18 protein-coding genes are annotated in these 21,436 nt (G+C 53.4%); 12 read left to right on the forward strand and 6 right to left on the reverse strand.

What is annotated here, in order from left to right; all coding sequences use genetic code 11:
* Nucleotides 1-54: 54 nt before the first annotated feature.
* The 6 genes from NYR02_RS05910 to NYR02_RS05935 all read right to left on the reverse strand — a co-directional run bounded on the left by NYR02_RS05910 (nt 55) and on the right by NYR02_RS05935 (nt 6,282).
* The gene (locus NYR02_RS05910) at nt 55-1,011 is read right to left on the reverse strand and encodes a GGDEF domain-containing protein (RefSeq protein WP_260975457.1); all 957 of its coding nucleotides are present in this window, start codon (nt 1,009-1,011) and stop codon (nt 55-57) included.
* 347 nt (nt 1,012-1,358) lie between these two features.
* On the reverse strand, nt 1,359-2,486 hold the full coding sequence (locus NYR02_RS05915) for an aminotransferase class V-fold PLP-dependent enzyme (RefSeq protein WP_260975458.1): 1,128 nt from the start codon (nt 2,484-2,486) through the stop codon (nt 1,359-1,361).
* Nucleotides 2,487-2,677: 191 nt separating this feature from the next.
* Nucleotides 2,678-3,421 (reverse strand): YciK family oxidoreductase, encoded by a 744-nt coding sequence (locus tag NYR02_RS05920; protein WP_260975459.1) that lies wholly within the window; start codon nt 3,419-3,421, stop codon nt 2,678-2,680.
* 105 nt (nt 3,422-3,526) lie between these two features.
* Nucleotides 3,527-4,192: an HAD-IA family hydrolase gene (locus NYR02_RS05925; protein ID WP_260975460.1), complete on the reverse strand. Its 666-nt coding sequence runs from the start codon at nt 4,190-4,192 to the stop codon at nt 3,527-3,529.
* The gene (ubiG, locus tag NYR02_RS05930; RefSeq protein ID WP_260975461.1) at nt 4,189-4,908 is read right to left on the reverse strand and encodes a bifunctional 2-polyprenyl-6-hydroxyphenol methylase/3-demethylubiquinol 3-O-methyltransferase UbiG; all 720 of its coding nucleotides are present in this window, start codon (nt 4,906-4,908) and stop codon (nt 4,189-4,191) included. The genes NYR02_RS05925 and ubiG overlap by 4 nt, the downstream gene beginning before the upstream one ends.
* Before the next feature lie 39 nt (nt 4,909-4,947).
* Nucleotides 4,948-6,282, reverse strand: coding sequence for a TRZ/ATZ family hydrolase (locus NYR02_RS05935; RefSeq protein ID WP_260975462.1), 1,335 nt, complete (start codon nt 6,280-6,282; stop codon nt 4,948-4,950).
* A gap of 259 nt (nt 6,283-6,541) precedes the next feature.
* On the opposite strand from NYR02_RS05935, the gene gyrA reads away from it, so the two are divergent.
* The 12 genes from gyrA to pyrF all read left to right on the forward strand — a co-directional run bounded on the left by gyrA (nt 6,542) and on the right by pyrF (nt 21,427).
* Nucleotides 6,542-9,187 (forward strand): DNA gyrase subunit A, encoded by a 2,646-nt coding sequence (gyrA, locus tag NYR02_RS05940; RefSeq protein ID WP_260975463.1) that lies wholly within the window; start codon nt 6,542-6,544, stop codon nt 9,185-9,187.
* Between the two features lie 5 nt (nt 9,188-9,192).
* Nucleotides 9,193-10,293 (forward strand): Wzz/FepE/Etk N-terminal domain-containing protein, encoded by a 1,101-nt coding sequence (locus NYR02_RS05945; protein ID WP_260975464.1) that lies wholly within the window; start codon nt 9,193-9,195, stop codon nt 10,291-10,293.
* 90 nt (nt 10,294-10,383) lie between these two features.
* Nucleotides 10,384-11,466, forward strand: a complete 1,083-nt coding sequence (gene serC / locus NYR02_RS05950) for a 3-phosphoserine/phosphohydroxythreonine transaminase (RefSeq protein ID WP_260975465.1) — start codon at nt 10,384-10,386, stop codon at nt 11,464-11,466.
* 52 nt (nt 11,467-11,518) lie between these two features.
* Entirely contained in the window at nt 11,519-12,610 is a 1,092-nt protein-coding gene (pheA, locus tag NYR02_RS05955) for a prephenate dehydratase (protein WP_230330840.1), read from the forward strand.
* A 42-nt stretch (nt 12,611-12,652) separates the two neighbouring features.
* Nucleotides 12,653-13,780, forward strand: a complete 1,128-nt coding sequence (gene hisC, locus NYR02_RS05960; protein WP_260975466.1) for a histidinol-phosphate transaminase — start codon at nt 12,653-12,655, stop codon at nt 13,778-13,780.
* Complete coding sequence (locus NYR02_RS05965; RefSeq protein WP_260975467.1) at nt 13,777-16,035, forward strand: bifunctional prephenate dehydrogenase/3-phosphoshikimate 1-carboxyvinyltransferase; 2,259 nt, start codon at nt 13,777-13,779, stop codon at nt 16,033-16,035. Before hisC ends, NYR02_RS05965 begins: the two co-directional genes overlap by 4 nt.
* Nucleotides 16,036-16,046: 11 nt before the next feature.
* Entirely contained in the window at nt 16,047-16,730 is a 684-nt protein-coding gene (cmk, locus tag NYR02_RS05970; RefSeq protein WP_260975468.1) for a (d)CMP kinase, read from the forward strand.
* 168 nt (nt 16,731-16,898) lie between these two features.
* Entirely contained in the window at nt 16,899-18,581 is a 1,683-nt protein-coding gene (rpsA, locus tag NYR02_RS05975; protein WP_260975690.1) for a 30S ribosomal protein S1, read from the forward strand.
* Nucleotides 18,582-18,906: 325 nt separating this feature from the next.
* The gene (gene ihfB / locus NYR02_RS05980) at nt 18,907-19,200 is read left to right on the forward strand and encodes an integration host factor subunit beta (protein WP_260975469.1); all 294 of its coding nucleotides are present in this window, start codon (nt 18,907-18,909) and stop codon (nt 19,198-19,200) included.
* Between the two features lie 26 nt (nt 19,201-19,226).
* Nucleotides 19,227-19,508, forward strand: a complete 282-nt coding sequence (locus tag NYR02_RS05985) for a lipopolysaccharide assembly protein LapA domain-containing protein (RefSeq protein ID WP_260975470.1) — start codon at nt 19,227-19,229, stop codon at nt 19,506-19,508.
* A gap of 6 nt (nt 19,509-19,514) precedes the next feature.
* Nucleotides 19,515-20,693, forward strand: a complete 1,179-nt coding sequence (locus NYR02_RS05990; protein ID WP_260975471.1) for a hypothetical protein — start codon at nt 19,515-19,517, stop codon at nt 20,691-20,693.
* The gene (gene pyrF, locus NYR02_RS05995) at nt 20,690-21,427 is read left to right on the forward strand and encodes an orotidine-5'-phosphate decarboxylase (protein WP_260975472.1); all 738 of its coding nucleotides are present in this window, start codon (nt 20,690-20,692) and stop codon (nt 21,425-21,427) included. Before NYR02_RS05990 ends, pyrF begins: the two co-directional genes overlap by 4 nt.
* The last annotated feature ends 9 nt before the right edge of the window (nt 21,428-21,436 follow it).

Genomic DNA, 21,436 nt, shown 5'->3' on the forward strand with positions numbered 1-21,436 from the left:
GATTCAGCATAAAAAAGCCGCTCAATGAGCGGCTTTTTTATGCCATCAGGCGGGCTACAGCAAGCTTTTGGACGGCGGAGTATCCAGCTCGTCGTCGGTATCACACACGACCCGGTTACGGCCGTTGTGTTTGGCCTGATACAGCGCTTTATCGGCACGTTGTACCAGTGAATCCATACTGTCTTCCATGGTCAGTGTGGCGCAGCCGATACTGGTGGTGACCTGCAAGCGGCCTTTTTCATTACTGAAAGCCAGTGAACTGATGCTCATACGGATTCGCTCTGCAATGCGCAGTGCCCCGGCGTGTTCAGCATTGCTGAGCATGACCAGAAACTCTTCGCCACCATAGCGGAAGCACATGTCGGTCTGGCGGATGCAGCCGGTAATGCAGGTAACCGCTTCTTTCAGCACCTTGTCGCCCATGCTGTGGCCAAAGTCGTCGTTGACCAGTTTGAAGTGATCAAGATCCAGCATCAGAATCGACAGCTGCTGACCATGGCGCTTGGTCAGCTCGATTTCCCGTTGCAGCGTTTTATCGAGTGCGACCCGGTTGCCGGCTCCGGTCAGCGGATCGCGGAACGCCGCCGCCAGCGCCTCGTGGTAACGCAGGGCGTTACGCATCGGGTAGACCAGTGTGGTAAGCAGACCTTCCAGGTTTGCCAGCTCATGCTCGCGGAAGCGGGTAGAGCGGTGAAACGCCAGATCACCCATATAATCCTGTTGGGTCTGCAGACGGTAACTGGCGCTGTGAACGCTGTTACGGCCATAACTGAGCAGCAGGTTGTGGGCGTTATGGCTGAAACTGATGCCGTCGACCAACACCGCCTGCTGAATTTCTTCAAAGAAGATTTCCAGCAGCTGTGACAGCTCCAGAGTTGTCTGCAATTTGCCCGACAGCCTCAGCAGCACTTCCGGGCGTATATCAGGCTTGGGTGCCAGGTCTCCGATACTGGATACGATCTTGTCGTCCTGGAGTTCTGCCCGGCCGTTGCTGTGTAACGGACTGACCATGAGTTACCTCGTACAGGTAAATGATTCCTGATCAGTGCAAAGCTATTTTTGTGCCAGTATTTTTGGGTCTTTATTTCTCTTTAAAAACAAAGACTTATAGGCTTTGTTGTATTTGGTATGGCAGGAAGTTGGCAATTTGACTGTCGGCTGTTTTGGCTATTTGCCAATAAAATGACTGTTTGGTCAGAGAATAATGACAAAAATTGAACAAATAATGGTTTGTTCTGACCTGCTGCCAGTAGCTTTTGTGCAGAACATAATCAGGGATGGGGATAGGGAGGGGATTTATCAGGGCCAGCGGCAGATATATGCCGCCGGCCTTTGCCGCTGCGCCAGCGGCTCAGCGATCACATGATCTGATCTATCACTTTTTCCAGGCGTGCAACGGTGCCGTCAATGTCGTGCAGCTTATCCAGTCCGAATAAACCAATGCGGAAGGAGCGGTAATCGTCACCTTCGTCACACATCAGTGGTACGCCAGCTGCGGCCTGTAAGCCCAGGGCTGCAAACTTTTTACCGTTCTGCAGTTCGGCATCGCTGGTGTAATTCACCACCACGCCCGGTGCTTTAAAGCCTTCGGCTGCGACGCTGTTGATACCTTTGCTTTCCAGCATCTGGCGCACGCGCTTACCCAGTGCGAGCTGTTCGTCCCGCACTTTATCAAAACCGTAGGCTTTGGTTTCCAGCATGGTGTCGCGGAATTTGGTTAAAGCATCGGTCGGCAGGGTGGCGTGATAGGCATGGCCGCCGTTCTCGTAGGCCTGCATGATCATATGCCACTGTTTCAGGTTGGCAGCAAAGCTGGTGCTGGTGGTGGTTGCCATCACATCCAGTGCGGCCTGATTCATCATGACTAATGCCGCGCAAGGGGAGGAACTCCAGCCTTTTTGTGGGGCGCTGATCAAAATATCGATGCCAACGGCTTTCATATCGACCCATAGGGTACCGGAGGCAACACAGTCGAGTACCAGCAAGCCGCCGACAGAGTGTACGGCATCGGCCACCGCTTTCAGGTAATTATCCGGCAAAATCATGCCGGAAGCGGTTTCAACGTGGGGCGCGAACACCACATCCGGTTTTTCTTTTTTAATGGTGGTGATGACTTCGTCGATGGGGGCTGGAACAAAGGGAGCCTGAGCTTCATCTCCGCTGCGGCGCGCTTTGAGTACCGTGCTGGACGCCGGAATCTTGCCCATGTCAAAAATCTGGGTCCAGCGGTAGCTGAACCAGCCGTTGCGGATCACCAGTGTCTTTTTATCCTGAGCAAACTGGCGTGCCACGGCTTCCATGCCATAGGTGCCGCCACCGGGAATCACGGCCACCGCATCGGCGTTATAAACCGACTTCAGAGTGGCGGAAATATCGTTCATAACCCCCTGAAAGCGCTTCGACATATGGTTCAGAGAGCGGTCGGTAAATACCACGGAATATTCGAGCAGGCCTTCGGGATCAAGGTCGGGAAGTAAGCCAGCCATACATGTGTCTCCTGCGCATCTGCGCCCTGATGAATCAGCAATATTCTGACGGATTGGACAGGAAAAGCACGGTGGGGTAAAGAGCAGCTTGGGCAAAAGTAGAAGGGGCGGGCGGGAAAAACCGTACCCGCTGCAGCAACAGTGGTACTAAACAGTAACCACAGTGCTGTGCGGGAGGCGGGCTTTACGGATTATTTCTTCGGTTGGGCATCCAGGGTTTGGCCATGGGTGCCGATGGATGCCGGACTCATCAGGTGCAGGTAGAGCGCCATAATGGTATCGGCTTCCGGTACATTGCTGGGGTGCTCAGCCGGGTAGGCTGCTGCCCGCATGCTGGTGCGGGTGCCACCGGGATTGATGCAGTTAACGCGTATGTTGCTGGTGTTTTCCAGCTCCTGCGCCATCACCTGCATTAAGCCTTCGGTGGCAAATTTAGACACCGAATATGCGCCCCAGTAGGCACGGCCTTCGCGTCCCACGCTGCTGCTGGTAAAAATCACGGAGGCATCGTTGCTGGCGTTGCGCAGCAGCGGCAGCAGGTGCTTCATCAGCGCAAACTGGCCGTTGACGTTAATCTGCATTACTTTCTGCCAGGTGTTCCAGTCGTAGTTTTCCAGTGTGGTGCGCTGACCCAGCACACCGGCATTCAGCAACACGCCGTCGAGGTGGCCGAAGTTTTCTTCGATCAGTTCCGCCAGTTGGCGGAACGGTTCTTCGTCATGCTGCTCCAGATCGAAGGGCAGTACGGCGGCCTGCGGCAGGTTTTCCGCTTCAATCAGGTCGTAGGTGTCGTTCAGCGCTTCCTGGGTGCGGCCCAGCAGTAGTACGGTGGCCCCGGCCCGGGCGTAGGTCAGGGCGGCCGTACGTCCGATGCCATAGCCAGCGCCGGTTACCAGAATAATGCGGCCAGTCAGTGAGTTCGGGGCGGTTTCCATCGGTCTACCTTTTGTGCAAATGATTGTTTGTGTCAGCGGCAAAGCGGCAATGATTGTTTGCCGCTTTGTCATCTTTAATGTCTGTTTATCGGCCTGTCTGCAGGCTCAGAGCGTTGCCCGGAGCAAGGTGATCAGGTCGTGGGGTTGGTCAATCTGCAGATCAGCCTGCCAGTCTCTGGGATCGTCACCACTTTCGATATAGCCGAAGGTGGCGGCGATGCTGAGCATGCCGGCGGCCAGTGCGGCGTCGATATCACGGATATGATCGCCGACATACCAGCAGTCAGCGGCCTGCAGGCCGAGGTCGGCTGCGGCTTTTAACAGTGGCTCCGGATGCGGTTTGGCGTGGCTGACATCATCCGGGCAAACCACGACGGCAGCCTGAATATTCAGCCGTTGCAGCAGGGGTTCGGTATATGGCCGTGGTTTGTTGGTGACGATGCCCCACAGGATCTGTTCCTGATTAAGCCAGCTCAGTGTTTCTGCAAAGCCCGGGAACAGGGCGCTGGCAGAACCGATATGGTCGCTGTAGCGCGCCAGTAAGCGGGCGCGGTAATCGGCAAAGTCGGCCTGGCTGTCGTCGATTTCCCAGGTTAAGCGGGTAAGGGCGGCTCCGCCGTTGCTGACCTGCTCGCGGATGCTGGCATCGGTTAAGGAGGCTTTGCCGGCTTCCTGGCGCAGACCGTTCACCACCGCATAAAAATCCGGTGCGGAATCGACCAGGGTGCCGTCGAGATCAAACAGGATGGCTTTTGGGCGGGTCAGGCTCATACCGCGCTGTCCGGCTTACGCGTTGCCATCAGGTAATTCACGCTGACGTCGTTGTCTTTCAGTTTGTAGATCTTGGTCAGCGGGTTGTAGACCATGCCGGTCATGTGCTGCACTTCCAGGCCCACGTTACGGCACCAGCGGGTCAGTTCGCTGGGCTTGATGAACTTGTGGTAATCGTGGGTGCCGGCCGGCAGCAGGCGCATCAGGTATTCGGCGCCGAGAATGGCAAAAGCATAGGCTTTAGGGTTGCGGTTAATGGTGGAGAAAAACACCTGGCCGCCGGGTTTTACCAGCTGGTAACAGGCGCGGATAATGGATTCCGGATCGGGCACGTGTTCAAGCATTTCCAGACAGGTCACGACGTCAAAGCTTTCCGGTTGCTGTGCCGCCAGCTCTTCCACCGGAATGCACTGATAGCTGACCTTTACGCCGGATTCCAGCGCATGCAGTTTGGCGGTGTTGAGGTTGGCTTCGCCCATGTCGATACCGGTGACTACGGCGCCACGATTGGCCATGCCTTCACTCAGAATGCCGCCGCCACAACCGACATCGAGAACTGTTTTGCCGGCTAACGGGGCGTAACGATCAATGTAGTTGGTGCGCAGCGGGTTGATGTCGTGCAGTGGCTTGAACTCGCTTTCAAGATCCCACCAGCGTGAGGCCAGGGCTTCGAATTTGGCAATTTCGGCGCGATCAACGTTCTGTGTCTGTTCCATGCTCGGTTCCTGCAAAAAGTAATTCGTTAAGATCCTGCGTCAGGATTTGCTGATGCGTGCAGCCCATTGGCGGGCGTTGTGCTGTATCTGTTCTTCGTCCAGGGTGGTCAGTACGCCTTTGTTCAACAGCAGTTTACCGGCAACCCAGACATGGCTGGTGGCGCGGCTGCTGTCGGTGTAAACCAGTTGGGAAATCGGATCGTACAGCGGCTGCTGCGCCAGTTGTGATAAGTCGACAGCCTGCAGATCGGCCCATTTGCCGGGGGTCAGTGAACCGGTCTGATCATCCAGTCCCAGTGCTTTGGCCCCCCCCATGGTCGCCATATACAGCGCCTGCGCGGCAGGGACGGCGGCAGCATCGCTGGCGACGGCTTTGGCCAGCATAGCGGCGGTTTTCATTTCACCCTGAATGTTCAGGTCGTTGTTGCTGGCGGCACCGTCGGTACCGAGAGCGACATTAATCTGACTGTTCAGCAGCTGTGCCGACGGGCAGAAGCCGGAGGCCAGCTTCAGGTTGGATTCCGGGCAATGCACCACCGAAGCGCCGCTATGTTGCAGGATGCTGAGATCCTGCTCGTTGATTTGCGTCATATGCACGCAGCTAACGCGTTCGGTCATAAAGCCCAGTTCGGCCAGGCGCTGAGTCGGCCGGCAGCCGAACAGTTCAATACTTTGTGCTACCTCAAAAGCCGTTTCATGCAGGTGAATCTGGATGGGCATGTCGAGTTGGTCGGCCAGCGTGGTGATTTCCTGCAGCGGGCCGTTGGAAACGGTGTAGGGTGCGTGCGGGCCAAGGCCCAGAGTCAGCAGCGGATGGTGTTTATAGTGATCGCGTACTGCCAGTGCCTTGCTGATGTACTCATCGGCGTTCTGGGCGAAATTGGTGGGAAAATCGAGCACCGGAGTAAAGCTGACATTACGGATACCAGCTTCAAGTGCGCTTTCCACGCCGGAACCCGGATAAAAATACATATCGGCGTAAGTGGTGGTGCCACATTTCAGCATCTCGGCGATGGCAAGACGGGTGCCGTCACGGACAAAGGCATCATCGACCCAGCAGCCTTCGGCTGGCCAGATGTGCTCCTGCAGCCAGGTCATTAAGGCCAGATCGTCGGCCATACCACGGAATAATGACATTGCGGCGTGGCCGTGAGCGTTTACATACCCGGGAAGCAATACATGGTCGGGCAGGTTGATGGTTTCTGTGGCCTCATGGCTCACGGCTGCCTGATCCTGAACGGCCAGAATGCGCCCATCTTTGATAAAGACGGCCTGATGGTGCAGCAGGTTGGCATGGTTTCCGGTCTGGTTGTCGGTTTGGTCGCCGCTCATCGGGATTACCCAGCGAGCATTGATTCTCAGGTCGGCCTGCATGGCTCGGCTTCCTTCTTATTCATCGGCACAAAGGCCAGCATTATAAACGTGCTGGCTCTTCCCGTCTTGCGTTCAGGTGGTTACCGGACCCGCTAGGTATCTTGTTGATTTATGGTATGATTCGGCACTTTATTGGCAGCCTCGTCCGGACGGTGTCAGCACAGAGCCTTGTGCATCCGGTGAGGTCGTCAACAACAAGGACAGAATCACCTGAAAATGACCATAAAAGGGTGATCCGCAGAACACGGGCCGAGTATCTATGGGTGAGTTAGCCAAAGAAGTTCTTCCGATTAACATTGAAGATGAACTGCAGCAGTCCTACCTCGATTACGCCATGAGCGTTATCGTGGGTCGCGCATTGCCGGATGTACGTGATGGCCTTAAGCCCGTACACCGCCGCGTATTACACGCGATGAATGTGCTCGGTAACGACTGGAACAAGCCTTATAAAAAGTCGGCGCGTGTGGTCGGTGATGTGATCGGTAAGTACCACCCGCACGGTGACTCTGCGGTGTACGACACGATCGTACGTATGGCGCAGAACTTCTCCATGCGTTACACGCTGGTGGATGGTCAGGGTAACTTTGGCTCGGTCGACGGCGACTCCGCAGCGGCCATGCGTTATACCGAAGTGCGGATGAAAAAAATCAGCCATGACATTCTGGCTGATATTGATAAAGAAACCGTGGATTGGGTACCGAACTACGACGGCACTGAACAGATTCCCGCGGTGATGCCGACCCGTATTCCGAACCTGCTGGTCAATGGTTCGTCCGGTATTGCGGTGGGTATGGCGACCAATATTCCGCCACATAACCTCACCGAAGTGCTGAATGGCTGTCTGGCGCTGATTGATGATCCGGAACTGGATGTCGATGCGCTGATGGAATATATCCCGGGTCCGGATTTCCCGACCGGTGCCTTTATTAATGGCCGTGATGGCATTGTTGAAGCTTACCGCACTGGCCGTGGCCGTATTTATCTGCGTGCGCGTCATCATTTTGAAGAAGATGAGCGTAACGGCAAAGTGTCGATTATTTTCACCGAGATCCCGTATCAGGTGAACAAAGCCCGCCTGATCGAAAAGATCGCCGAGCTGGTTAAAGAGAAGAAACTGGAAGGCATTACCGAACTGCGCGATGAGTCGGATAAAGACGGTATGCGCATCGTGGTTGAACTGCGCCGTGGCGAAATGCCGGAAGTGGTGCTTAACAACCTGTTTGCCCAGACCCAGCTGCAGGGTGTGTTCGGTATCAATACTGTGGCGCTGGTTGATGGTCAGCCAAAAATTCTGAACCTGAAGCAGCTGCTCGAAGCTTTTGTTAAACACCGCCGTGAAGTGGTGACCCGTCGTACTATCTACGATCTGCGCAAGGCGCGTGAACGTGGTCATCTGCTGGAAGGTCTGGCGCTGGCGCTGGCGAATATTGATCCGGTGATTGAGCTGATCAAAAAATCCCCGACCGCCGCCGAAGCGAAAGAAAACCTGATTGCCACACCATGGGCGCCGGGTGATGTGCTGGATATGCTGGAACGTGCCGGCCCGGATGCCTGTCGTCCGGATGATTTGCCGGAAGAATACGGTTTCCGTGATGGTAACTATTATCTGTCTCCGGCTCAGGCGCAGGCAATTCTGGATCTGCGTCTGCAGAAACTGACCGGCCTTGAACACGAAAAACTGATTGAAGAATATCAGCTGAAACTGACCGAAATTGCCGAATATCTGGAAATTCTGGGCAGCGCCGATCGCCTGATGCAGGTGATCCGCGAAGAGCTGGAAGCGGTGCGTGAAGAATACGGCGATGCCCGTAAGACCGAAATTATGGCGGTTAAGCGCGACCTGACCATGGCTGACCTGATCCCGGAAGAAACGCTGGTACTGACACTGTCGCACGGTGGTTATGCCAAGACCCAGCCGATGGATGCCTATCAGGCGCAGAAACGTGGCGGTAAAGGTAAATCCGCCACCTCGGTTAAAGATGAAGACTTTATTGAGCGCCTGCTGGTGGTTAACAGCCATGACACCGTGTTGTGCTTTACCGACGCCGGTAAGGTGTACTGGCTGACTGTATACGATATTCCCCAGGCCAGCCGAAACGCGCGCGGTCGTCCGATTGTCAACGTGCTGAATATGTCGGAAGAAGGTGAGCGCATTACCGCCATTCTGCCGGTTGATGAGTACACTGCGGAACGTTACGTCTTTATGGTAACGGCCCGTGGAACGGTGAAGAAAACCACGCTCGATCAGTTCAGTCGTCCGCGTTCCTCTGGTCTGATTGCCTGTGAACTGGACGAAGGTGACTGGTTGGTCGGCGTTGCGATCACTGATGGCAGTAAAGATATTCTGATGCTGTCCGATGCCGGTAAAGCGGTACGCTTTAAAGAGTCTGACGTGCGTGCAATGGGCCGTACGGCGCGTGGTGTGCGTGGTATTAAACTGGCGGAAGGTCAGCGTGTTATCTCGCTGATTATTCCGGAAGAGGGTGGAACCATCCTTACCGCTTCACAGCGTGGTTACGGCAAACGCACCGAGGTCACCGAGTTTCCAACCAAAGGCCGTGGCACTCAGGGTGTTATCGCCATGGTAACCAGTGACCGTAACGGTCCGCTGGTCGGTGCGGTTCAGGTGTTCGAAGGCGATGAAGTGATGCTGATCAGTGATCAGGGTACGCTGGTTCGTACCCGTGTGAATGAAGTGTCTGTACTGGGTCGTAACACCCAGGGTGTGACTCTGATTAAAGTTTCAGATAAAGAAAAACTGGTTGGTGTTGAGCGCATCTGTGATGCCGAAGAAGTTGAAGACGAGCTGCTGGAAGGTGAAGTCGTTACTGATCCGGATGCAGTGGTTGATGGTGCTGCAGATGACCATGCAGAAAGCGCTGAACCGGATGCCGAGGACGAGTAAGTTTTATGAGTATGGATACGTCACACACCGCTAATAATGATGAAATTGATCTGTTTGATCTGATCGATGACATTAAAGATAAATGGTATTGGTTGATTGGGACGGTTGCGTTGTCCCTCTGTTTGGCTCTCGTGTATGCGTTTGCGACGACGCCCGTTTATCAGACTGAAGTCGTCTATAAAGAGGTTTCAGATACGGACTTGTTGCCGGTCAATCAGCCGCGCCTACAGGGTGTTTTTTCATTAAGTAATGAAAAATCCTTTAAAGAGGTGCGTGCGCTTGCACGCTCCGGCAATACCAAGCGGGCATTTTATAATCAGCTGCTGGCAGAAAAGGATGACTCTCTGCTTACCCTTATTTATGACGAAAGGCTTACATCTGAGCAGAACTTCAGTAAGTTTTCTGAATTTTTTGCTTACGTTGATCCCGGTGCTAAAGATGGTGATGTTTTTTTGCGGATAAAATTTACGTTAAGCGATGCACAATGGGCGACCGTGTTACTGAATCGCTACAGCGATTTTGTGCTGCAGCGTTATCTGACAGAAGTACGAAATACCATTCATCTGAATAAACAATCCAGGCTCGACGCTTTGCGCCTTGAAGCGGATGGTCTGCGGACAAAATATCTGGCGCAGAAAAATCAGCGTATGTTGGCATTAGAAGAAGCATCTTCTATTGCTGCTTCCATCAAACAAAAAATGCCGTTTTATTCCGGCAGTAATAATGCAGTATTCGGTGCGCAGCCACCATTATTTATGATGGGACAAACGGTTATTAATGCCGAGCTTTCGCAGATGCGTAGTCGCGCGGAGCGTGGTGAGGATGCTTATATTTCCGGGTTACCGGAACTGAACTGGAAAATTCAGAACCTGGAAGAGGCAGAGGTTAACTGGGATAGCGTCCGTTTCGTGCAGCTGGACCAGTCTGCCGTGTTACCGCTGAAACCGATCAAGCCACGTAAGGCAATGATCGTTGCTTTGGCGGGCGTAGTCGGCGGTATGGCGGGCGTTATGTTTGCCTTGCTGGCGGCTGCACAGGTACGCCGCAAAAAGTCTAAAATCGGCAATCGCCGTCGGCGCATATCAGCAATGTTGAAGTCCCGTTGACAGAGCGGTGATGAAAACTCTGAATATTGGTTTTCCGGTGCGGCTTTTAACAAAGCCGCGCCTTTTTGTTATCAGTGAGTTCAAAGCAAAATGAGTCGAGCATATAACTTTTGTGCGGGGCCTGCGGCATTGCCAACGGCGGTTCTGGAACGTGCCCGTGATGAAATCACGGACTGGCACGGCAAGGGCCTGTCGATCATGGAAATGAGCCACCGCAGCAAAGAGTTTGTTGGTGTGGCAGCACAGGCCGAGCAGGATCTGCGTGATCTGCTGGCTGTTCCTGCGAATTACAAAGTTCTGTTTATGCAGGGCGGTGCCAGCAGCCAGTTTTCCATGATACCGATGAACCTGCTGCGTGGCGGTAAAAAGGCCGACTATATTGTTACCGGTCAGTGGTCGAAAAAAGCCGTTGGCGAAGCCAAACGCTACGCTGATGTACACATTGCAGCGACCACCGAAGGCAATAATTTCACCTCTGTTCCTGCTCAGCACGAACTGAATCTGAGCCCGGATGCGGCCTACGTTCATTACTGCCCGAACGAAACCATTGGTGGCGTTAAATTTGATTACATCCCGGACGTCGGTGACAAAGTACTGGTAGCGGATTACTCGTCTTCTATTTTGTCCGAGCCGATTGATGTATCGAAATTCGGCCTGATTTACGCCGGTGCGCAGAAAAACATTGGCCCTGCAGGCCTCTGTGTGGTGATCGTGCGTGAAGATCTTCTGGGTGACACTCTGCCGGGCACGCCAACCATGTTTGATTACAAGGTCTGTGCCGATAACGACTCCATGTACAACACCCCTCCGACTTACAGCTGGTATCTGGCTGGTCTGGTGTTCCAGTGGCTGAAAGCCCAGGGCGGTGTTGAGGCTATTGGTGTTGTGAACAATCGCAAAGCGGCCAAGTTGTATGATTACATCGATAACAGCGACTTCTACGCCAACCCGGTGGTCAAAAATAACCGCTCCATCATGAACGTGCCATTCACTCTGCGTGATGCTGCGCTGGATAAAACCTTCCTGGCGGAAAGTGAAGCGGCTGGTCTGCTGAATCTGGCCGGTCACCGCAGCGTCGGTGGTATGCGTGCCTCTATTTATAACGCGGTATCGGAGCAGGCGGTTGATGTCCTGATCGGCTTTATGGGTGATTTCGCCAAGCGTCACGGCTAAGTAACGCTGGCTTGCAGATCATGGCTAAACAGACAGAAAACGGCAGAACACTATGAGCGAAGCACAAGAGCTGGATCAGCTGCGTCAGCAGATTGATTCACTGGATCAGCAGATTCAGGACCTGATTAACCAGCGTGCCCACTGCGCTCAGCAGGTGGCAGAGGTTAAGCAGAAATACGCATCGCCGGGTGAGCTTGTGGTGTTTTACCGGCCTGAGCGTGAAGCTCAGGTGCTGCGTAAAGTGATGGAGCGTAATCAGGGGCCGTTGCCGGATGAAGCGATGGCGCGTCTGTTCCGTGAAATTATGTCGCAGTGTCTGGCGCTGGAAGAGCCGCTGCAGGTGGCTTATTTGGGGCCGGAAGGTACCTTCACCCAGCAGGCGGCGGTGAAACATTTTGGTCATGCGGTGCAGTGTCGCGGTCAGGTGTCGATTGCCGATGTATTCCGCGAAGTGGAAAGCGGTGCCGCTAACTACGGTGTGGTGCCGGTTGAGAACTCCACCGAGGGCGTGGTAACCCATACCCTCGACAGTTTCTTTGATTCCAATCTGCAGATCTGTGGCGAAGTGACGCTGCGCATTCATCATCATCTGCTGGTGAAAGCCGATGCTGAGCCGGTAGAACGCATTTATTCCCATGCCCAGTCGCTGGGGCAGTGCCGCCGCTGGCTGGATCAGAATTACCCTAATGTTGAGCGCATTGCCGTCAGCTCTAATGCCGAAGCGGCACGTCGCGCCAGCAAAGAAGCCAATGCAGCAGCCATCGCCAGTGAAGCGGCGGCGGAGTTGTATCAGCTGCGGATTCAGGCGGCCAATATTGAAGACCGTCCGGATAACACCACGCGCTTCCTGATTATTGGCCGTCAGGCAACCACGCCGAGTGGTGATGATAAAACCTCGGTGCTGGTATCCAGCCGCAACCAGCCCGGTGCGCTGTATCAGGTACTGGAGCCGTTTCATAAGGCCGGTATCAGCCTGACCCGGATTGAAACCCGTCCGGCACGCAGCGGTACCTGGAATTACGTATTTTTTATCGATTTTGAAGGTCACCGCCACGACGCAAGCATCGCGCCGTTAATTGATGATCTGCGCGATGTCGCGCTGGATTTCAAATGGCTGGGTTCCTATCCGAAAGCCGTGCTCTGAGCCGGCTTTTCTTCCCTATTAACGCATTGTAAGGCAGGCACTATGGCAGTCGATTTTCAGCAGCTGGCAGTGGAAGGCGTTCGTGGCCTGATGCCCTATCAGCCGGGTAAACCTATTGATGAACTGGCGCGCGAGCTCGGCCTGAAAGAAGCCGACATTGTTAAGCTCGCCAGTAATGAAAACCCGCTGGGCCCAAGCCCGAAAGCGCTGGCGGCGATTCAGGCGGAACTGGCAGACCTCACCCGCTATCCTGATGGTGCTGGCTTTGAATTGAAAAAAGCCCTGTGCAATAAACTGAGCACTGACGCTTATAACATCGGACCGGAGCAAATTACTCTGGGCAATGGCTCAAGCGATATTCTCGATTTTATTACCCGCGTTTTTGTTAACGACGGCGATGACGTGGTGGTGTCTCAACACGCATTTGCGATTTATGGTCTGGTGGCCCGCATGGTCGGTGCTCACTGTATTGCGGCACCGGCGAAAAATTACGGTCACGATTTAGACGCCATGTTGGCTGCCATTACGGAAAAAACCCGTATCGTGTTCATTACCAATCCGAATAACCCAACCGGTACCTGGCTGGGCAAAACCGAACTGGTGAATTTTCTCGATCAAGTGCCGGAAAATGTCCTGGTGCTGCTGGACGAAGCCTATTTCGAATACGTTAATGAAGCCGATTTTCCGGATGGCATTGAGTTATTACCCCACTATCCGAATCTGGTGATCACCCGTACGTTTTCCAAAGCCTATGGTCTGGCCTCTTTGCGCGTGGGTTATGGCGTTTCCAGTCCTGAGCTGGCAGATTTGCTTAACCGCGTTCGTCCGCCATTTAATGTTGATTCTTTTGCTCTGGCGGCCGCGACAGCCGCATTAACGGATGACGATTATGTCGCGCAGAGTATCGCCATTAATAATGCCGGAATGCAGCAACTGACAGCAGCCTTTAAGGCATTAGAACTGAGCTTTATTCCATCGGTTGGAAATTTTGTTGCCTTCCGCGTTCCGGATGGGGTGAATGCCATGGACGTGTACAAACAACTGCTGGCCAGGGGTGTCATTGTTCGTCCGGTTGCTAACTACGAAATGCCGGAATATCTGCGCGTTTCGATCGGTACCGAGGCGGAAAACACGGCCTTTATTTATGCCCTGACTGCGGTGTTGTCTTGAGCAAAAAGCATTCTCTGTTTATTCCCCGGGTGACCGTTATTGGCCTCGGGTTGATTGGCTGCTCCTGGGTGAAAGGTTTGCGGGTACGTGGTTGCGTCGGCGAAGTGCATGGCTATGACCGTAATCTGGATTCGATGCAGCAAGCACTGCAGATCGGCTTGATTGACGATTTCAGTACCGAAATAACGGACGCGGTGCGCGATGCTGACCTGATTATTATATCGGTGCCGATTCTGGCCGTACGTCAAGTGTTGCAGGATATTGCGCCCGCCATCCGTGATACCGCGGTACTGACGGATGTCGGTTCGGTTAAAGGCTCTGTTGCCCGCGATGTTGAGGCGGTTTTTGGCGCAGATTTTAACCGCTTTGTACTGGGCCATCCGATTGCCGGTTCAGAACGCAGCGGCGTAAGTGCCGCAGATGAAAATCTTTATGTGCGCCATAAAGTGATCATCACGCCACAGGCACATACCGATAAAGCAGCGTTGCGTCTGGTGCGCGCGGCCTGGTGTGCGGTTGAGGCGGATGTCGAGCACATGACCGTTGCCCATCATGACGAAGTGTTGGCCGCGACCAGTCATTTGCCGCATTTATTGGCATATTCACTGGTGGATACGCTGGCCAACAGCCATGAAAACAAAGAAATCTTTAACTACGCAGCCGGTGGCTTTCGCGACTTTACCCGCATTGCTGCCAGCAGCCCGGTGATGTGGCGGGATATTTTTTCCGCCAATAAAGAACAGATTCTGAAAACGCTGGATCTGTTTCAGCATGACCTGAATTTTTTACGCAGCGCGATCGAGCAGGAAGACACCACCACCGTGATGGGCGTGTTGACCCGTGCTAAAGTGGCGCGCGACCATTTTTCCAAAATACTCGCCCGCAGGGCCTACGTTGATCCTATGAAAACCGCATCTGTTACTTATATTGCTTCACCTGCCGGTTCGCTGAGCGGCAGTTTCCGTGTTCCCGGAGATAAATCCATCTCCCACCGCTCTATCATGCTGGGCTCTCTGGCTGAGGGTACGACTGAGGTCAGTGGTTTTCTTGAAGGTGAAGACAGCCTTGCCACGCTGCAGGCATTCCGTGATATGGGCGTGGTGATTGAAGGGCCGCATCGTGGCCGGGTAACCATTCATGGTGTTGGTCTGAATGGTCTGCAAGCGCCGCCGAATGCGCTGTATTTAGGTAATTCCGGAACGTCCATGCGTCTGCTCGCTGGTTTGATGGCAGGGCAGAGCTTTGATGTCGAAATGAGCGGTGATGAATCCCTGTCCAAACGCCCGATGGGGCGCGTGGCCGATCCGCTGAAGCTGATGGGTGCTGTGGTTGAAACCGCCGAAGCCGGTCGTCCGCCAATCAAAGTATTTGGTGCCGGCAAGCTGAAAGGCATTCACTACGATCTGCCGATGGCCAGTGCTCAGGTAAAAAGCTGTGTGCTGTTGGCCGGCCTGTACGCCGAAGGCGAAACCTCGGTGACTGAGCCTGCGCCAACCCGCGATCATACCGAGCGTATGCTGAAAGGCTTTGGCTATGACGTACAGGTCGATGGCAGCACAGTAACGCTGCAGTCCGGCGGTAAGCTGACCGCAACCAGCATTGATGTACCAGCCGATATTTCTTCCGCAGCTTTCTTTATGGTGGCCGCGAGTATTGCACCGGACTCTGACATTACCCTTGAGCATGTGGGTATTAACCCGACCCGTATCGGTGTCATTAATATTCTGCGCGCTATGGGCGGCAATATTGACGTGCTGAACGAACGCGAAGTGGGCGGTGAGCCAGTGGCGGATATCCGCATCCGCAGTGCGCAGTTAAAAGGTATTCATATTCCGGAAGACCAGGTGCCGCTGGCCATCGACGAATTCCCGGCGCTGTTTATTGCCGCCGCCTGTGCCGAAGGCGAAACCGTTCTGACCGGTGCAGAAGAATTGCGGGTAAAAGAAAGTGACCGTATTCAGGCCATGGTGGATGGTCTGGTCACGTTGGGTGTGGATGCCAGGGGCACCGAAGACGGCGCTGTGATTCAGGGTAAAGGTGGTCAGGGAATGGGCGCGGTTGTATTTGGTGGTGGCGAAATTGTTACTCATCACGATCACCGTATCGCCATGAGTTTTGCCATTGCCTCTGTGCGCGCCGCTGAGCCGATTATCGTGCTGGATTGCGCCAACGTAGCAACCTCATTCCCGGACTTTGTTGGTCTGGCCAATAATGCCGGCCTGCAACTGGATGTGACCAGCAAGCCCGCTGAGTAAAAGGAAATCGAATGAACGCTTTTTCTGCCCCCGTAATTACAATCGATGGCCCATCCGGTGCCGGTAAAGGCACAGTGTGTGCCCGTCTGGCACAGGTGCTGAACTGGCAGCTGCTCGACAGCGGTGCGCTGTACCGTATTACCGGTCTGGCTGCGAGCCGCAAAGGCCTGAAACTGGATGATGAAGTCGCGGTTGCTGCGGTCGCCGGCAGTCTGGATGTGCGTTTTGAACCGACTCCGGTAGGCGTGCGGGTTATCCTGGAAGGGGATGACGTGACCGATTCAATCCGCACCGAAGAAGTCGGTAGCCTGGCTTCTCAGGTGGCGGCATTACCGGCGGTACGCGATGCATTATTGCAGCGCCAGCGTGATTTCCGCACAGCTCCGGGTGTCATTGCCGACGGCCGCGATATGGGGACGGTGGTTTTCCCTGATGCACCGGTCAAAGTGTTCCTCACCGCCAGTGCTGAAGAACGTGGACAACGCCGTTACAAGCAGTTGCTTGAAAAAGGATTTAGTGCTAGTTTACCCGCCCTTATCGAAGACATCCGAGCTCGCGATGAGCGTGACAGTAACCGATCTGTCGCTCCATTGAAGCCCGCGCAAGATGCTGTACTGATCGACAGCACCTCAATGAGCATTGAGGAAGTATGCGATCAGGTAATGAATCTTGTCCGTACTACTGGACTGATCTGAGATGAAACCGGTGCGTTAGCCGGCTCTTTCCCCAAGGCGGGAACATGAGAAAACGCACCTGTTTTTATGTTTGACTAACCCCGAATGTCTGGCCATTTGGTACGCGTTGTCTTCCATTAATTACCCCACGGAAGCACGCCTTAACGAGATAGGTACATACTCATGAGCATGAGCGAAAGCTTTGCAGAATTATTTGAAGAATCCCTTAAAGAACTGGACATGCAGCCAGGCTCCATCGTTACCGGTACTGTTGTCGATATCGACAGCGATTGGGTTACCGTTAACTCTGGTCTGAAATCTGAAGCTGTTATCCCACGCAGCCAGTTCCTGAATGAAAAAGGCGAGCTGGAAGTTGCTATCGGCGACACCACTCAGGTATCTCTGGAAGCCGTTGAAGATGGTTTCGGTGAAACCCGCCTGTCTCGTGAAAAAGCGAAACGCGCAGAAAGCTGGATTGAACTGGAAAAAGCCTTCGAAGCTGATGAAATGGTTATGGGTATCATCAACGGTAAAGTCAAAGGTGGCTTCACTGTTGATCTGAAAAACATCCGTGCCTTCCTGCCAGGTTCTCTGGTTGACGTACGTCCGGTACGCGACACTCTGCACCTGGAAGGCAAAGAGCTGGAATTCAAAGTTATCAAACTGGATGCCAAGCGTAACAACGTGGTTGTATCCCGTCGTGCCGTTCTGGAAGCTGCTAACAGCCAGGAACGTGAAGAACTGCTGGCTAACCTGCAGGAAGGCCAGTCTGTTAAGGGTATCGTTAAGAACCTGACCGACTACGGTGCTTTCGTAGATCTGGGCGGTGTTGACGGCCTGCTGCACATCACTGACATGGCGTGGAAGCGCATCAAGCACCCAAGCGAAATCGTTGCTGTTGGCGATGAAATCGACGTTAAAGTGCTGAAATTCGACCGTGAGCGCAACCGCGTTTCTCTGGGTCTGAAGCAGCTGGGTGATGATCCGTGGGTAAACATCAACGAGCGTTACCCAGAGCACGCACGTGTTAAAGCACGCGTAACTAACCTGACTGACTACGGCTGTTTCGCCGAGCTGGAAGAGGGTGTTGAAGGTCTGGTTCACGTATCCGAAATGGATTGGACCAACAAAAACATCCACCCAAGCAAAGTGGTTCAGGTTGGCGACGAAATCGAAGTTATGGTTCTGGACATCGACGAAGAACGTCGTCGTATCTCCCTGGGTATCAAGCAGTGCACCATGAACCCATGGGAAGAGTTCGGTACCAAGTTCAACAAAGGCGACAAGATCTCCGGTAAGATCAAGTCCATCACTGACTTCGGTATCTTTATCGGTCTGGATGGCGGCATCGACGGTCTGGTTCACCTGTCTGACATTTCCTGGAACGACAGCGGCGAAGAAGCCGTTCGTAACTACAAGAAAGGCGACGAACTGGAAACTGTGATCCTGTCTATCGATCCTGAGCGTGAGCGTATCTCTCTGGGCGTTAAGCAGCTGGAAAGCGATCCGTTCTCTGAGTACGTTGCTGAAAACGACAAGGGCACTCTGATCACCGGTAAAGTGATCTCTGTTGACGCGAAAGCGGCTGTTATCGAAATCGCTCCTGGCGTTGAAGGCGTACTGAAAGCCTCTGACATCAGCCGTGACAAGGTAGAAGATGCCCGTAACGTACTGAACGAAGGCGATAGCGTTGAAGCGGTTATCACTGCTGTTGATCGTAAGAACCGTGGCATCAGCCTGTCCGTGAAAGCGAAAGACAGCGCTGAAGACAAAGCGGCTCTGAAAGAACAGCGTGCTAAAGCCGATGCTGAAATGACCGGTCCTACCACTATTGGTGACCTGATCAAAGAGCAGCTGAACCAGAAAGACTAAGTCTTGCTGAGTTAAGTTGATCTGAAAAACCCGCTTCGGCGGGTTTTTTTATGCTTCGGATTTGTTCCCGGTTCTGCTTGTAGCTCGCGAGAGCAGGCGTCTCCTTTTAGCGCTGCTTTGTACTGAGCAGCAAAAAGGTGGATTTGTGGGGTTTTCCTTATGCAATTCGGCCTCTTCTGGTGGTTTTCCGGTGCTTTGTTACAGATTTAGGTCGGGATGAATGGAAATCCGTTGTACAAACAATCAACACTTGCAAAAGGGTTGAGCTAACTGCATGATTTGGCTAGGTTTATTGCCATGCTTCGTTCTCAAGGAGGGAAAAGCCATGACAAAATCTGAGCTGATAGAAAAAATCGTAACCCGACAGCCGCAGTTGTCGTCGAAAGACGTAGAGCTGGCGGTGAAGACCTTGCTTGATCACATGTCGCAGACTCTGTCATCGGGGGATCGCATTGAGATTCGCGGTTTCGGCAGTTTTTCGCTGCATTATCGTGCCCCGCGGATGGGTCGTAATCCTAAAACCGGAGAGACGGTCGATCTTAAAGGGAAGTTTGTTCCTCACTTTAAGCCCGGCAAAGAGCTGCGTGATCAGGTGAATGACAGTCCGGAAGATGATTAATTATCCCGGTATATGGAGTCGATGCTATGAAAACGCTGAAAGTAGGCCTGAGTGTCGTGCTTTTTATTGCCGTTTTGGCCTATACGCTCGCGTTTGCTGCGCAAAACAGCTTGCTGGTTGAGTTAAATTTTTTGATTGGCTCGCCAATTGCTATGCCGGTATCTCTTTGGATGGGCGCAGTATTGTTGCTTGGGGCGGTGGCTGGTCTGTTAAGTGGTATCGTCATTAATGCCCGGCAAAAACTGCAGCTTCGACAGTTGCGGAAAGAGCTTGCAGACACTAAACAACGCCTGAATAAACTGCCGTAGGCACCTATGATGGATTCTGCACTGGTTTATGTGCTGCTGCTGTTGGGGATTGCCATCGGCTGGACCCTCGGCTATCGATTTGCCCGCCAGGTTAAAAAAGAGTCTTCTCCTGACTGGATTCCCAGTGTTGAATTTTTGTTGGCGGAAGCTAATGACGCCTCGCTTGAACGACTTCTTAATGTCCCTCAGTTAGACGATGATGCCATCGATCTGTTTCTCAAGCTGGGCCGCTCTCTGCGTGAAAAGGGAGAGGCTGATCGTGCCATTCATCTGCACCAGGCATTGTTCGCCCGTACCGATCTCTCCCGTAATACGCAGATGCTGCTGGAGTTGGAATTAGCCATCGATTATTCCTATGCCGGTCTGCTGGATCGTGCTGAGCGTTTATTTGTTGAATTGCTGGGTGCGCGTGGCCGCATTCAGGAGCAGGCATCCCGTTACCTTGTTGAATTGTATGAAGAGGAAGGGGAATGGCAGCGTATTTTCGATTTGTATCGGGAGAAGAAACTTGCTGGCAGTGCATCACTCAATAAACGTATTGCACATGCAGTGTGTGAGTTAGCAGAGAGCGCTTCGGCCCGTGGTGATTACCTGGAGACGCAACAGTTCTGCCGCCAGGCCCTGAAAATTGATAGCCGCTGCGCACGGGCCTTTGTGGTTCAGGGCGATATGGCGTATGGCCAGAAAGAGCCCCGCGAAGCTATTCGCTGTTATTTAAAAGCGGTGGATGTTGATAGTCAGGCGATTGTTATGGTGCTGGAGCGCATGGTTGATTCTTTTCAACATGTCGATGATGGCTCCGGTTTGGTTGCCCACTTGGCGAAGCAATGGCATACCAGCCAGTACGTTCCCGCTTTGGTTGCTAAAGCCGAATGCGAAGTCGAAATGCAGGGGATCGTACCGGCAATGACGACACTGTTGTCTGAGTTGGCAGCGCAACCATCTAACCTGGGTTTTTTTGCGTTGGTAGAATTAGTGGTGCGTCATAAGCAGCAGCTCGACAAGTCGCAGTTGCTGGTTGTGTATGATATTCTGCGGCGCATTGTTGAAAACGAGCCTAAGTTCGTTTGTAAAAATTGTGGTTTTAAGGCCAAAGAATTTCACTGGCGCTGTCCTAGCTGCAAGGACTGGTCGACCATTAATTCTTTTGTGCCGCAGTTGCCAAAAGCGAAGCTCGATTTATGAATAAGCAATCTCTCTCTTCTGACCGTGCAAATACATCTTGTGCTGTCAGCTCGCCTGTTGTTGTCGCGCTGGATTATCCGGACCAGCAGCAGGCTTTGGCCATGGCTGGCCTGCTGAACCCTGCACAATGTCGGGTTAAAGTTGGTAAAGAACTTTTTACGGCTGCCGGCCCTGCGATCATAGAGTCACTGCATCATCTTGGTTTTGATGTTTTTCTGGATTTGAAATTCCACGATATTCCCAATACGTGCGCTAAAGCCGTCGGTGCTGCCGCGGAATTAGGTGTATGGATGGTGAATGTCCATGCTTCTGGCGGTCGGCGTATGATGGAAGCGGCGCGCAATGAAATTGAGAAAAAATCTCATAGACCACTGCTGATCGGTGTCACCGTACTGACGTCGATGGAGCGCGCAGACCTGGCCGATATCGGTTTGGATATTGATCCTCAGGTACAGGTTGAACGGTTGGCAATATTAACGGAGCAATCCGGGCTTGATGGCGTTGTCTGTTCTGCGCAGGAAGTCGCTTTAATTCGCGCTGCCTGTGGTCCGAAATTTCTGACGGTCACTCCAGGCATCCGCCCGGAAGGGACTGAGCAAGGTGATCAGCGCCGGGTGTTAACGCCATTGCAGGCACAGAATGCAGGAGTTAATTATATGGTAATTGGCCGGCCGATTACTCAGGCCTCCGATCCTGCTCTTGCCTGTGAGCAGATTCTGGCAAGCCTTAGCTGAGGCCTGCGG

It is taken from the genome of Thalassolituus pacificus, assembly GCF_025318105.1.
Lineage (GTDB): Bacteria > Pseudomonadota > Gammaproteobacteria > Pseudomonadales > Oceanobacteraceae > Venatoribacter > Venatoribacter pacificus.